Source organism: Micromonospora sp. NPDC005298, assembly GCF_040607375.1.
In the GTDB taxonomy this organism is placed as follows: domain Bacteria; phylum Actinomycetota; class Actinomycetes; order Mycobacteriales; family Micromonosporaceae; genus Micromonospora.
In genome coordinates, this window is the sequence record NZ_JBEXGP010000004.1 from 58,531 (window position 1) to 71,857 (window position 13,327).

General features: G+C 68.8%; 13 protein-coding genes and 1 pseudogene. 8 read left to right on the forward strand and 6 right to left on the reverse strand.

Annotated elements, in window-relative coordinates; translation table 11 throughout:
• Positions 1-29 precede the first annotated feature (29 nt).
• The gene (locus ABZS77_RS10940) at positions 30-1,010 is read right to left on the reverse strand and encodes an RNA polymerase subunit sigma-70 (protein WP_354820674.1); all 981 of its coding nucleotides are present in this window, start codon (positions 1,008-1,010) and stop codon (positions 30-32) included.
• Between the two features lie 98 nt (positions 1,011-1,108).
• Here ABZS77_RS10940 and ABZS77_RS10945 point away from each other — a divergent pair, with 98 nt between their 5' ends.
• On the forward strand, positions 1,109-2,116 hold the full coding sequence (locus tag ABZS77_RS10945; protein WP_354820677.1) for an RNA polymerase subunit sigma-70: 1,008 nt from the start codon (positions 1,109-1,111) through the stop codon (positions 2,114-2,116).
• 229 nt (positions 2,117-2,345) lie between these two features.
• Here the strand turns inward: ABZS77_RS10945 and ABZS77_RS10950 are convergent, their stop codons facing one another.
• The gene (locus ABZS77_RS10950; protein ID WP_354820680.1) at positions 2,346-2,933 is read right to left on the reverse strand and encodes a dihydrofolate reductase family protein; all 588 of its coding nucleotides are present in this window, start codon (positions 2,931-2,933) and stop codon (positions 2,346-2,348) included.
• A 269-nt stretch (positions 2,934-3,202) separates the two neighbouring features.
• On the opposite strand from ABZS77_RS10950, the gene ABZS77_RS10955 reads away from it, so the two are divergent.
• Positions 3,203-4,492, forward strand: coding sequence for an MFS transporter (locus tag ABZS77_RS10955; protein ID WP_354820683.1), 1,290 nt, complete (start codon positions 3,203-3,205; stop codon positions 4,490-4,492).
• Positions 4,493-4,898: 406 nt separating this feature from the next.
• Here the strand turns inward: ABZS77_RS10955 and ABZS77_RS10960 are convergent, their stop codons facing one another.
• From ABZS77_RS10960 to ABZS77_RS10970, 3 genes and pseudogenes are all read right to left on the reverse strand, one after another.
• The gene (locus ABZS77_RS10960; protein ID WP_354820686.1) at positions 4,899-5,207 is read right to left on the reverse strand and encodes a hypothetical protein; all 309 of its coding nucleotides are present in this window, start codon (positions 5,205-5,207) and stop codon (positions 4,899-4,901) included.
• Positions 5,204-5,542, reverse strand: a pseudogene (locus ABZS77_RS10965) (hypothetical protein). Before ABZS77_RS10965 ends, ABZS77_RS10960 begins: the two are co-directional and overlap by 4 nt.
• 181 nt (positions 5,543-5,723) lie before the next feature.
• The gene (locus tag ABZS77_RS10970) at positions 5,724-6,935 is read right to left on the reverse strand and encodes a helix-turn-helix transcriptional regulator (protein WP_354820689.1); all 1,212 of its coding nucleotides are present in this window, start codon (positions 6,933-6,935) and stop codon (positions 5,724-5,726) included.
• 1,225 nt (positions 6,936-8,160) lie between these two features.
• Between ABZS77_RS10970 and ABZS77_RS10975 the strand changes: the two genes are divergently transcribed.
• From ABZS77_RS10975 to ABZS77_RS10995, 5 genes are read left to right on the forward strand one after another with little or no spacing between them, the layout of a single operon-like run.
• Positions 8,161-8,553: a YbaB/EbfC family nucleoid-associated protein gene (locus ABZS77_RS10975; RefSeq protein WP_354820692.1), complete on the forward strand. Its 393-nt coding sequence runs from the start codon at positions 8,161-8,163 to the stop codon at positions 8,551-8,553.
• Positions 8,553-8,867 (forward strand): type VII secretion target, encoded by a 315-nt coding sequence (locus ABZS77_RS10980; protein ID WP_354820695.1) that lies wholly within the window; start codon positions 8,553-8,555, stop codon positions 8,865-8,867. Before ABZS77_RS10975 ends, ABZS77_RS10980 begins: the two co-directional genes overlap by 1 nt.
• Positions 8,868-8,886: 19 nt before the next feature.
• Positions 8,887-9,612, forward strand: a complete 726-nt coding sequence (locus ABZS77_RS10985) for a hypothetical protein (RefSeq protein WP_354820698.1) — start codon at positions 8,887-8,889, stop codon at positions 9,610-9,612.
• A 10-nt stretch (positions 9,613-9,622) separates the two neighbouring features.
• A complete protein-coding gene (locus ABZS77_RS10990) occupies positions 9,623-10,246 on the forward strand; it encodes a hypothetical protein (protein WP_354820701.1) in 624 nt (207 codons plus the stop codon).
• 22 nt (positions 10,247-10,268) lie between these two features.
• Positions 10,269-10,526: a hypothetical protein gene (locus ABZS77_RS10995; RefSeq protein ID WP_354820704.1), complete on the forward strand. Its 258-nt coding sequence runs from the start codon at positions 10,269-10,271 to the stop codon at positions 10,524-10,526.
• Between the two features lie 803 nt (positions 10,527-11,329).
• Here ABZS77_RS10995 and ABZS77_RS11000 read toward each other — a convergent pair.
• Positions 11,330-12,259: a LysR substrate-binding domain-containing protein gene (locus tag ABZS77_RS11000; protein ID WP_354820706.1), complete on the reverse strand. Its 930-nt coding sequence runs from the start codon at positions 12,257-12,259 to the stop codon at positions 11,330-11,332.
• Positions 12,260-12,331: 72 nt separating this feature from the next.
• Here ABZS77_RS11000 and ABZS77_RS11005 point away from each other — a divergent pair, with 72 nt between their 5' ends.
• Positions 12,332-13,306 (forward strand): EamA family transporter, encoded by a 975-nt coding sequence (locus ABZS77_RS11005; protein ID WP_354820708.1) that lies wholly within the window; start codon positions 12,332-12,334, stop codon positions 13,304-13,306.
• Positions 13,307-13,327 lie beyond the last annotated feature (21 nt).

The following is a 13,327-nucleotide window of genomic DNA, read 5'->3' on the forward strand; positions in this document are numbered from 1 at the left end:
GTTCTTGAGACTGGCGACGGCGCGAAAGTTCATCGGTCCAGGTAGGGCGGCAGCACGAAGGCGGGAAAGAGCGCCGGCTCGTGGAAGGAGGTGAGTTCGGCGATGCGGCCGTTGCCGATCCGCAGCACCCCGATGGCGAACGGCAGGTAGGGCTGCCCGGCTGCCGACCGAACGTAGCCTGCCGCACCGAGCTGGCCGTTGGCCGATACTTCGAGCAGTCGCATGGGCCCGCCGTACTCGGCTGAGCTGGGGTTCCAGCGTCGCGCCAGAGCGTCGAGCAGCGACCGTCGGTCCGAGAACCATTCGGGGTACGGCGGCATCGTCGCCCGCACGTCCTCTGCCAGGAGTTCGGCGAGCTGGGCGAGATCGCCACGCTCGACGGCCGACATGTACCGGCGCAGCAACAGTCGGTCGTCGTCGCTTGGCGGTGCGGTCGGCGCCCAATCCGTACGGCCCGGCGGCAGGTGGTCGCGCAGGGTCGCGCGGGCGCGTTGCAGCGCGCTGTTGACCGAGGCGGCGGTGCCGTCCAGCGCTTCGGCCGTCTGCCGGGCCGGCCAGCCCAGCACGTCGTGCAGGATCACCGCGGCGCGCTGCCGGGGCGGCAGTTGCTGGATCGCGGCGAGGAAGGCCAGCTCCATGGTCTCCCTCGCGACGGCCGCCGCCTCCGGCTCGTCGGACTGCGAGGCGACCGGCTCCCGCACATGGTCGGGGAACGGCTGCAGCCACGACGTAGCTCCGGCGTCGCCTCCAGCGGGCGAACCAACCTGGTACGGCAGCAGTCGAGGTGCCCGGCTGGCGAGGACGTCGAGGCACGCGTTGGTCGCGATGCGGTACAGCCAGGCGCGTGCCGAGGAACGTCCCTCGAAACCGCTACGGCCGCGCCACGCCCGTAGGAACGCCTCCTGGACCAGGTCCTCCGCCTCCTGGAACGAGCCCAGCATGCGGTAGCAGTGGACCCGCAACTCGGCCCGGTACCGCTCCACCAGAGCGACGAAATCCCCGTCGTCCATCCGGCGACAGTACTCAACGGCGGTGGAACCGATCAGAAATCGTCCGCCACGTCGTCAGTTCTGGTGGCCCTCCCGCACCACTGGAAGGATGGATGACCATGACCGACGCTAGACCGCTGGGCGCCAACGAGGCCACGTTCATCGCGGCGGTCCGCTCGGGCGACACGGCGCGGTTCGCACGATTCACGGAGCGGCACCGGCGTGAGTTGCAGGTGCACTGCTACCGGATGCTCGCGAACTACGAGGACGCCCAGGACATGACGCAGGAGACGTTCCTGCGGGCGTGGAACAAGCGAGAGTCGTTCAAGGGTCACGCGGCCCTGCGGACCTGGCTGTACCGGATCGCGACGAACGCCTGCCTCGACTTCCTGGCGAAGCGCAAGGACCGCACACCCGTGACCGCCGAGCTGCCGGGCGCGGGCTCGGAAGTGCGATACCTGCAGCCCTACCCGGACCGGATGCTCCCGGAGGACCCGCAGGAATCGGCGGTGGCGCGCGAGACGGTCGAGCTGGCGTTCATCGTCGCCGTCCAGCACCTGCCGCCCCGGCAGCGGGCGGTGTTCATCCTGCGCGACGTCGAGGGCTGGCCGGCGTCGAAGGCCGCCGAAGCCCTCGATCTGACCGTCGCATCGGTGACCAGCGCCCTGCAGCGGGCGCGCGTGACGATGCGCGAGCAGCTGCCCGACCGCCGCCTCGACTGGCGGAGCCCCGCCGCGCACGAGCTGTCGAACGACGAGCGCGTCGTGGTGAAGTCGTATATCGAGGCCCATGAGCGCAACGACCTCGGCGGACTGATGTCCCTGCTCCGCGACGACCTGCGCTTCGCGATGCTTCCCGAGGCGGGCACCTCGGTCAGCACGGCCAAGGAGGCGGTGGACGGCTGGGTCGCCAATGGGCTTTTCCAGCCCGGCTACGACGACTGGCGCGGTATCACGACGACGGTCAACCGAACGCCTGCCGCCGTGCTGTACCTCCGCAGCCCCGACGACCCGGAGCACCGGCTGTTCGCGATCGCGGTCCTGCACATCGTCGACGGGAAGATCGCCGAACTCACCGGATTCGACGCCAGCGACAAACCTTGGCTGGACCTCCCCCCGACACTGTGATCACACAGGTCCGCTCATCGGCGAGTCCAGCGCACGGGCCGGCGTGACCGAAGGCGCCGCGGAATGAGCACCGCGACCAGCAACACGACAGGACGAACGCACCGCCCCGCCGGCGTCTGCCGGCGGGGCGCGCCGTCACGTCCGAAGGTCATCGTCACCATCAACGACGCCGTCGTCCCTCGTCAGGAAGATTCGATCCGGCCTCACGAATCGAGCGGCTGACGCGTGCTCACCGCCTCGTCTCGTATCGGGTCAGCACGACACCGCCGGGAAATGCCCGCCTCTCCAGGAGGTTCAGGTGCACCCAGCTGTCCAGCGCGGTGAAGAACGGCGTACCGCCGCCCACCAGGACCGGGTAGGTGACCAGCATGTACTCGTCGATCAACCCGGCCCGCATGGCCGCCCCGGCAAGCGTCGCGCCGACGATGTCCATCGGCCCGCCGTCCTCGGCCTTGAGCCGGGTGATCTCGGCGACCGCGTCGCCGGTGACCAGGCGGGTGTTCCAGTCGACCGTGCTGGTAGTCGAGGAGAACACGACCTTCGGCATGTCCCGCCAGCGGCGGGCGAACTCGATCTCCGCCGGCGTGGCCCCGGGCCGCTCGTCGGCGGTCGGCCAGTGGGAACTCATCGCCTCCCACAGCTTGCGCCCGTACAGCGCCAGGTCCGTCGCCCCCACCCGGTCGGACCACCACTGGAACAGCTCGTCGCTCGACGACGAGTCCGGCCCCTCACCCTCACTCCAGTCAAGGTGGCCGCCGGGCGCGGCGATGTAGCCGTCCAGGGTCACATTCATGCCAAAGGTCAGTTTCCGCGTCATGCCAGCCTCCCGTAGGTTCGATCTCACAGGTACAGACGGGCGCGGCGCGGGAACCTAATCGGAGTACCCGCATTCAAGGCCGGACGCGGGCGATGGTGGCTCACACTGCTACTCCCCCAATCCCGGGCGCGGCCGTGGCATCGTCCCGCCGACTTGGCTGCACCATCCCGAAGCGCACCCGAACGGGTACCCTTCGGACGCTCAAGCACGAAGCCGAGGTGTGCCTCACATGGCCATCCCGGTTCCCGTCGGTGGTGGGAGGGCAGGCCATGCCTGATCTCTCCGTCATCCCGGAGGCTGCTGCGCCCGGAGGGCGGCGCTGGCTGCCGAGGCTTCTGCGTCAGACCGCGTTTCGTCGTTACTGGTCGGCTCAGACGGTGTCGCTGTTCGGCGACCAGGTGACCACCCTGGCCATCCCGCTGATGGCCGTGTCGGCCACCGGTGCCGGGCCGGCGCAGATGGGTCTTCTGACTGCCGCCGGTCTCGCGCCGAATCTGCTGCTCTCCGTGATTGTCGGTGCGTGGGTGGATCGCTACCCGAACAAGCGCCGCCTCATGATCGCTGCGGACGTCGGCAGGGCGCTCCTGCTCGCCGTCGTCCCGGTGCTGTGGTTCACCGACGTCCTGACCCTGCCGCAGTTGTATGTGATCGCGTTCGCCCTCGGCACCCTGTCGGTGATTTTCGAGGTGGCGTACAGCAGCCTGTTCGTCGCTCTGGTGGATCGCCGCGACTACATCGAGGCGAATACTCTGATCAACGGATCTCACGCCATGTCGTCGGTGGCCGGCCCAAGCGTCGGTGGCATTCTCGTGCAGGTGTTGAGCGCGCCGATCGCGGTTGTCGTGGATGCATCGTCGTACGTCGTGTCGGCGATGTTTCTCGCCCGGACCAAGGCGATCGAGTTCCTGCCGTCCACGGAGAGGGGTGGACTGAGCAACGCTGCCGCTGGCCTGCGGTATCTTGCACGTTCGGCGCCCCTGCGGTCCATTCTGTTGGCGAGCACGACGCTCAACTTCTTCAACTACATGTTCGAAGCGTTGTTCATTCTTTACGTCACCACCGAGCTGGATGTCAGCGCCGGAATACTCGGGCTCGTCATCGGCGTAGGTGCTACCGGCGGGTTGCTCGGCGCCGTCATCACCGGACCTCTCACCCGCCGGTTCGGGATCGGCCCGACTCTCCTGGCCTCTTATGTCATTTTTCCCGCCCCGCTGATCCTGGTGCCGTTCGCGACCGGCCCCTACCCCGTTGTGCTGGTGATGTTGTTCGTCGCCGAGTTCGTGTCCGGGGTGGGTCTCGTGATGCTCGACATCAACGCGGGGTCGGTTCAGACTGCCGCGACACCGACGTCGATGCTGGCCCGCATGCAGGGCTTGAAGCGCACCGTCAACTACGGCATCCGCCCGATCGGAGCGCTGCTCGGCGGTGCTCTTGGAGTCGCGTTGGGTCTGCGGCCTACGATGTGGGTCGCGGCGATCGGGGCGCTCCTGGGTGTGCTGTGGATCGCCCTTTCCCCGCTCCCGAAGATGCGTGTCTTACCGCAGCCCGATCTGGAGTAGTGGCCGCGCCCGGGTCGCGTTGCGCTTGCCCGGGTCGATCGGTAAAGGGCTGCAACGCCCGCGGGTACGGTCCATGGTCGCCTACGCAATCGGCGACTCGGCAGTCACGAAGTTCCAGAGATTAACGACGGCGACAACGCCCCGACGCCGCGGGCCCACACGCTGGCCGCTTCGGCTTAGTCGGCCGACTGCTCCAAGGAGCGACCCAACGAATCCCTCTGCTAACTCGCGTTCCTGGCCATAGAACCCGCAGCCAGACGCTCCGGACGCGGCACGGCCTTGCTCAATGAATCCGGTAACGGGCTTCTGACCCTCACGAACTGAGAGTGGGCGATGCTGGTATCGAACCCGCGACCTCTTCGGTGTGAACTCTCGATGAGACGTTCGGGTCAGGCTCGATGCGAGGTCAGACGGCCTGCCGACGCGTGTCTCGGCTCGGTTCGGCTGGCACGGTTGCTGTACTTCGCTGCTGCACTGCTGGCGTAGACGGGTCGGCCTCCCTGGTCCAGCCGAGGAAGCGGCGGTGCAGCACGCCGGCCGACGTCCAGGGCAGGTCCTCAGTGGCCTGGACGAGGTAGGAGCCGAGGTAGAGGGCCAACGACACCGGTGCATCCGAATACTCCGCGCGCAGTTCCCGCCTACGTGTCGGGCATGGCCAGGGAAGGTCGCAGCCGCCACAGCTCCAGACCGGCACGACCGGGCCGTGGGTGGTCACCGCGCACCCTCCAGGAACCGTGCAGTGATCGCCCGCGCCTGCCAGCTGGTCGCCCATTCCACCTGCCAGCACGGGTACGGCGTGAGCGGCGCCCACCACGCTCGGCAGCCGACACACATGCCGTCGGGCCCTCGGACGTGCACCGCGAGGATCGCCTGTTGCTGTCCGCTGGTCACTGCTCGTCCTCCTGTGGCCAGTGGCCACGATTGATCGGAATCCGGTGTCGGGCGCGGCACGGCAGGTCAGCTCCGCAGCGGCAGACGCGCCGCCACAGCAGCCACGACCACACCGGCCGGTGCCTTCGGGCAAGAGTCAGCGCGGTGGCAGAAAGGTATTCGTCATACGAGACGCGCCGCACGGACCCTCCCTCCCTCCCTCGCGAATGAGGGCGGCCTCCTGCCCTCGAATCTGAGAGGGACGCGGCGACCAGGCGATACCCGCACCGCCCGCCGCATCCCGTGAGCAAGAAGCTACGGTCGGTCGCGCAGCGGAATGGGTAAGGTTCCTACCCCTCGATCACGAGAGCAGCCCGACCTTGACGGCGAGGTCACGGGCATCGTCACGGGTGGAGCGTGGGCCATCGAGCAGGTCCAACGTGATCTGGCGCGCGTACCCGTTGAAGCGGATCGTCTCCGGCGCCGACTCGTACGCCTGCCGCAGGGTCTTCACGGCCACTTCCTTGTCGTCCTTGCCGTAGTGCGCCCGAGCGACCTCGATGAGGTGGCGTGCCCGGCGCGGTCTCGACGGGATCACCGCCGAGTCGTGGCGGCGTGCCTGCCGCACCGCCTCACCGGCCTTCTGCAACTCCACCGCCACAGTCACCGCGTGGGCACCCATGATGACCCGAGAGAACGACGTCTGCGGCTGATAGAAGCCCTCCGGCAAACGCTGCGCCACCATGTCCGCGCGATCCCAGTATCGCCAGGCCCGACCTTCCTCCCCGGCACGAGCGGCGGTGTACGCGGCCTCGAAGTTGAGCGCCCCCCACAACGCCAGCAGGTTCGTGCCCCCGTCGGCCGCTCGTGGCTCCAGAGCCGACAGGACGTTGTGCGTTACCGCCATGGCGGTGCCCCAGTCCCCGGCGTCCCGATGCACCTGGCACAGGAACCACGCCGCGCAGGCCACCGCCTCCGGGTCACCGGAATCCTGCGCCGCCACCATCGCCCGGTCCGCGACCCGCCACAGCAGTTCGGCGGCCGGTTGGTACGCAAGAAACATTTGCGTCAGCCCGAACGTCTCGGCCAACAGCGACTGCGCCTGCCGACGCTCAACGCCCTCATACACCAGCGCGGCGCGCTGCACGTCGTGCAGAAGCGTCGGCAGCAACCCACCCAGCACCGTCCGGTGATCGGACGCCTGATGACGCGCCCGCCACGCCGCCGCAAGCCGCTCCCTCAAGCCGGCCAACGACTCCGGCTCAGCGTCGTCGGGGAGCATGACGCGGTTCACCGCGTCCCGCACCGACGCCAGCGCCGGATGCTCCGGCCCATTGACCACGGCCGACCGGTGGCTCAGCTCCCCAGCCAGGGCAGACACATCGACCTTGAGCGCACGCGCGATGCGATCCAGCATGTGAATGCGCGGCGGCAGGATCCGATCGGTCTCCACCGCCTTGACCCACTCGGCGCTACGACCCACGAGCCCACCCAGCACCGCACGGGTCTTCCCGGACCGCTCCCGATAGACCTTCAACCGCTGCCCGAAGGTCAGCTCCGGCAAGGAATCCATCCCGAACCTCCTTGTAGCGCGGGACGCCGTCACCGGCCTCAAGGCCGCCGTGGCACCAACGCTACCGACCTACCTGCGGCCGCATAACCCCGAAGACGCTGGCACGCTGTCCGGTGCCGCCGCCAGCTCGTCGACACGGTTGCCGCCCGCTCCCTACGCCGCGCGGGCTCGTATCCGCGCGGCCCTGGCGGCGGAGCGTGCGGCCCGGTTGCGGGCCGCCTTGATAGACGTACAGAAAGTCCTCCCACCGCCGGCAGCCGGGCTCGTCCGTCAGGGCATGCTGGTCGCATGCACACCCCGTGGCGGGCCAGCGGTGAGGTGTTCGCGCAGATTCTGCGGCGGCACGGCGTCGAGCCGGATTCTGTGACCGATGTCGAGGCGGCATGGGGTGCGTTCGCTGAGTTCCTACAATCGGACATCGCCGGCATCGACCCAACTCCGGACTCCGACGCAGACGGCTTCATCCGGCCAGTGGGGCCGACGGTCCTGGAGCGACAACCGCCTGATTCTGACCTTCACCCGGCAACTGGCGATTGCAGATGTCGGTGACCACGACGATCCCTACTGGCAGCCCGAACTATGGCAGCTCGACTTGGAGATGGCCTTCGACGACGAGGCCGACTTGATCGGCCTCGACAGCCTCCACGTCCAGGACACGGGGTTCGAATTCGCGCCCACCGGACCGCAGCGCGCCGCAGCGCTGGCGGAAACCTGGGCGATGGCGCAGCGGCACGCCCCTGTCCGGGCGGCCTGGACCGACGTTCTGAGCGCGCCGTCCGGGCGCGTCCGCACCCGTCTCCGACGTCGGACGCTGAGACGTAGTCCTCCGTCGCCGGCCCCTGACGTCCGGCCCGGTTGCTGTCGCCATAGCTGTCGACGGCAACCCGCTCGGTCCTGTCCTTGATTTGCAGGCGAGGGCGTGCCACGTACGGGGCTGAATGGTGTCTGGATGCTGACAGAAGGCGACTCAATTCCTCGCCAGCCGCCGGCGCCAACGTGCCAGGGACGACCCGGGCTCATCACACCTGGCCGCCCAGGTGGTGGGCGCTCTCTAGGCCGAACACCGCCCCCAGGTCGAGCAGACCCGAAGAAGGCGATCATCAGCACCCACGTCGCCGAGATCATTGACCAGATCACGCCGCATTCGCTGGGCAATCTTGGTGTGGCGGACGCGGCTACACTGACGCCTCTAAATCTCCGGCTCGGCGACGGAAACGGAGGCGCGATGGCTAATCCGCTGTTGGACGCCGAGGATGCGCGGGAACGCCTGGAGGCATGGCAGGCCAATGCCGTGCGCCGGGCCGCCGACACGCAGGCCGCCGCTGCCGGCTTGCGCGCGCTGCGGGTCGCGGCCACCGACGCCCACGGGATCGTCGAGGTCACCGTCGACTCCACGGGGGCGATGGCCGACGTCCGGCTCTCCGCGCGGGTGCAGCGCGTGAGCCTGGAGCAGACGCAGCAGGCGATCATGGGCGCCTATCGCAACGCGCGGGTCAAGCTCGCCGAGGCCGCCGACGAGGTCGTGCGGGAGACGGTCGGCGCCGACTCGGCGACCGGCCGGGCCCTGCTGGCCGGATTCCGGACCGTCGACACCGAGGACGAAGAGGGGCGTTACTGATGTACGGGGGATTCGAGGTCGACGTCGAGGCCCTGCGCGCGCACGCCGCGGCCATGTTGGCCATCCACGACCGCTTCGCCGCCGTCAAGGCCGCGAGCGGCACCATCTTCCAGGCCGACGATGCCTACGGGCAGCTCTGCCAGTTCTTGCCGCCCATCCTGGAGGGACGCCACCGGGACCAGGACAAGGGCGTGGACATGCTCGCCGAGAACATCGCGCTGCTCGCCGCGGGAATCAAGAAAACCGCCGACGCCTACGAGCGGACCGAGGAGTCGACCACCGACGGCTTCAACTCCTTCCACTCCGCGACCTGAGCCGGCCCGGCGTCCCCTCATGAGCAACCCACTGGTCGCCACGACCTCCGACATCCCTTCGACCAGCGCCGCGCACCGCGACGGCTGGACCGGCCTGCCGCTCGCCGACGACTACATGGGCATCAAGGACGCCATCGACTCCGGCAGCTGGATCGACGGCTCGATCGCGGGCTTGGGCGCCGCTCTCGACGGGGCGGCCATCGCCATCGACCCGTTCAGCACGCTCCTGTCGATGGGCATCGAGTGGGCCATCGAGCAGGTCGAGCCACTGAAGCAGGCACTCGACTGGCTCGCCGGTAATCCCGAGACCATCGAGACGCACGCCATGACCTGGGACAACATGGCCAATGAGTTGTTCTCCATCGCCGAGGACCTCAAGGCGCGGCTGGTTGGCGACCTCGACGGATGGCAGGGCGCCGCCGCCGACGCCTACCGCGACATCCTCACCATCAACATCGACGTCGCCGGGATCTTCGCGGGCACGGCCGCCGGCATGGGTGCCGCGACCCGTGGCGCCGGAACCGTGGTGCAGATAGTGCGGGAGGTCGTGCGCGCCTTCATCGCCGACTGCATCGCCAAGGTCGTGGTGTGGCTGGCCGAGGTGGTCTTCTCTCTCGGCGTCGCCACACCGCTGGTCGCCTCCCAGCTCGCGATCGCCGTCGTCCGCTGGACCGGCCGCATCTTCGGCTGGCTGATGGGCCTGATCACCAGCATCTCCGCCCTCCGCGCACTCCTCGACGTCTAGGCGGCCCTCGATGCGACAACTCATGGCGGCTCTGCGGACCACCGCCGTCCTGGTGGTCCTGTTCGCTGTGGCGGGCCTCCACAACAAGCACCCGTCAGGCCCCACCCCACCGCACGGTGGTGACGACCCCAAGCGTGCCAAGTTCAACCCCGGAATGATGCCCAAGCGCGTGGGAGCAGCCCAGCAGCACGGCCTCAAGCGCGCCGGGGAGGGCCACCCGAAGGACGCCGACACATCCGAGCCCGAGACACCTAAGAGGACCAACCCCTGGGACGACCCCGACTTCGCCGACGCCAGGTACGACATGCGCCGCTTCGGTGAGATGGGCGAGGGGGCGATGGACAAGATCTGGGACGGCGACGGCCTGGGCAATGGCAACCACAGGCCCTCCTCCACCGAGCCCGGCAAGACGCTCTTCCCGCCCGGCACCACCAAGGAGCAGGTCGAGGGCTGGTTCAAGAGCATCGCCACCAACCCAGACAGCCCCCCTCAGGCACGTGCCAACGGCGACGGCTGGCGCGTCACCGGCACCCGCGACGGCATCACCTGCATCGTTACCCTGGACAAGGACGGCAGCATCTCCGGCGGCTTCCCCGTCAGCGGCCAGGGCGTCACCACCAACCCAAAGGCCTAGCCACCGAACCTACGGGAGACCCATGGAAGTCAACGATTACTATCGGCGCAGCCGCCGGGTCACCGACCAGCTCGCACCCAGGATCAGCCCGAATCACCGGCCGTTCGTCCTGACCGCCGCCGGCGCCGGGGCCTGGGACCTGGCGATCACGGAGCTCGTCGGCGCCCTGTCGGAGGAGGACGTCGTGATCACCACGGCGGAGAAGGACGCGCTGCGGGAGCTCATGGAGTACCTCCGGGAGCCTCTGACCTACCTGGAGCAGATCCGAACCTCGGACTGACGGCCGAAGCGTAGATCGGAAGGAAGGCGACCACACCCCCGCCTCATCGACGCCTGCTGGCATTTCGGCCGCCGCGGCGCGAGCAATGCGACGAGGCGAGAGCAGCCGCCGGCAGGGCGTGGCGAAACCGACCTCGTCGTCATCACCCGCTACGGCACACCGATCGAGCCGCGCAACTTCCAACGCTCCTGGCAACCAGATGCGACAAGACGAACGTCAATGAAACAGGACGCCGCACCCACTCTGCGCTGCCGAAACGTGGAGCCGCAGGTTGTGGTGGGTGCAGCTACGGCCCGTTGGGTGCGCAGCTTGTCCTCGTCGTCAGTTTCCACGGCAGCGAGTCTCGCAGAGCTCAGCTCCAGTCTGTACAGGCTCGCGCGGTCCCGCATCGCAACCCACGACACCGGCTGACAGCTCAACCGGCAGCCCAACCGTCATCACGGTGCCAAGCGCCCTGATTGCGGCCGATCCGTGCACGTGATCATGAGCTGGGGCCGACTCGACGGCTCAACCGTCGGTGACCAGAGGCGTGAGATGAAGTCACGCCAGAGACCGCCCGTGCCTGATGGCTGCCCGTATTGTCGAGGACCTGCACAAGTCGATGACCAGGATGTTTCCTCGCTACGATCAGCCTGGGCACTGCAGCCGACGACATTGACGATGTGAAGAGTTCGCTTCCCGTGTTGCTTGAACTTCATGGTCATCGCCACCGACCTCGGGCTTGACGTGCGCGCGGACTGACGGCAACGTCCGTTGCCCCCATCATGGCCGAATGCTCGTCGCTTGGGGTCAAAGCACATACATCAGGCGATGATCGGCGGATGCTGTCCACGGGGGACGCCGGCCGAGCCGCCTAGCTCCGCCAGGAGGGCGTCCACCGCGGGCCGCTGCGGCGTGCCGCCGAGGGCGCGAGTGACTGCGAAGATGCGTCGCTCGGTGACCGGCTCAACCAGTGGCTCCACGTGCACCCCGAGTGGCACGTGGCGCAGCGCCAGCTCCGGCACCAGCGCGGCGCCCAGCCCGGCCGCGACGAGGTCCAGCGTGAGCGCGAAGTCGACGGCACGATGCCGGATGTCCGGCTCGAAGCCGGCGAGCCGGCAAGCGTGCAATGTGGACCGCAGGCACGGCGTGTGCTCGGCGCTGGCGATCCATGGCGCGTCGCTCAGCTCGGTCAGCCGGCCGGTGTGACGGCGCCACCGGGCCGGGGTGATCAGGTGCATCGGGTCGGTGGTGACCGGATGCCGGTCCAGGTCGTCGACCAGCGGCGCGGGCACGTGGTCGTATTCCTGCAGCACCGCCACATCGAGGGTGCCGGAGCGCAGGTCGAGGCGGCTCTGCTGGTCTTCGGCCTCGATCACCCGCACGTCCAGCTCCGGGTGCTTCGCCCGCAGGCGGGCGGCGGCGGGAGCCACCAGCGCGCCGGCTGCGGACGCGAACGCGCCGACCCGCACCGTACCGCTGACGCCGTGGCGGAGCGCGGCGAGTCCGGCCACCGCCTGCTCCACCGCGCCCAGCACGTCCTTCGCGTGGCTGGCCAGAACCTGGCCGGCCGGGGTCAGGACGATCCCGCGCCCGGCCCGCTCGACAAGCTCGTGCCCGGCCTCTCGGGACAGCTGGACGAGCTGCTGCGAGACCGCCGACGGAGTGACGTGCAGCGCCGCGGCGGCGGCGGTGACGCTGCCGCGCAGCGCGACCTCGTGCAGCACGCGGAGCCGGCGTACGTCAAGATTCATGTAGCCACGCTACAGCAGCAATGAAGAACGTTGAACTGGTCCTTAAGCGTTGCCTCGGGCAGGGTAGCCGGCATGAAGGCATCACACCGACTTCTCGCCCTGCTCGTCGCGGCTATCTGGGGCGTCAACTTCGTCGCCATCGAGCTGGGCCTGCGCGACCTGCCGCCGCTCGTGCTGACCGCACTGCGCTTCGTCGCGGCGGCAGTGCCGCTGGTCTTCCTGGTGCCGCGCCCCAGCGCCCGGCTCCGCTACGTGGTCGCCTACGGGCTGGTGCTCGGCGTCCTGAAGTTCGGTGCGCTGTTCACGGCGCTCGCGGCTGGCATGTCGGCCGGTCTGGCCTCGCTGGTGCTGCAGGCGCAGGCCCTGATGTCGGTGCTGCTGGCGGCGGCGGTGCTGGGCGAGCGACCGGCGCGGGCGCAGGTGGCCGGCGTGCTGGTCGGATCGGTCGGGATCGGCTTGCTGGCGATCCACAGCGGCGGCCACGCCTCCATGATCGGCTTCGTGCTGACGCTGTTCGCGGCGGCCAGTTGGGCCCTGGCAAACCTAGTCATGCGGGCCAGCGACGAGACGCGACCGCTCTCGCTGCTGGTCTGGTCGAGCCTGGTGCCGCCGTTGCCGCTGCTCGGCCTGGCCGGCGTTATCGACGGCGGAGAGGCGGTGCTGGATGCGATCACTGGTTTGTCGTGGCGCGGGCTGCTAGCCGTGGCGTACGTCGCGTACGTGTCGACCCTCGTCGGCTTCGGTATCTGGAACCGGCTGATCGCCCAGTACTCGATCGCGAGAGTGGCGCCGTTCAGCCTGCTGGTGCCGGTCTTCGGGCTCAGCGCGGCGTGGCTGCTGCTCGACGAGCCCGTCGGCCCGATAGAGCTGGCCGCAGCCGCGACCGTCCTCGCCGGGCTGGCGCTGGTGGTGCGGGGTTCCACAGCGGACCACAACAACGCCGCGGATGCGAGCGAGGGTCGCGAGCCCGCGCGCGTCACGCAGGGTTCGATCACGGCCGATCTCACGTTCGCGACCGGGCTCCCTCGTGACGATCTTCGACTTTGACTACGGCGAGCCGTGGGGTCA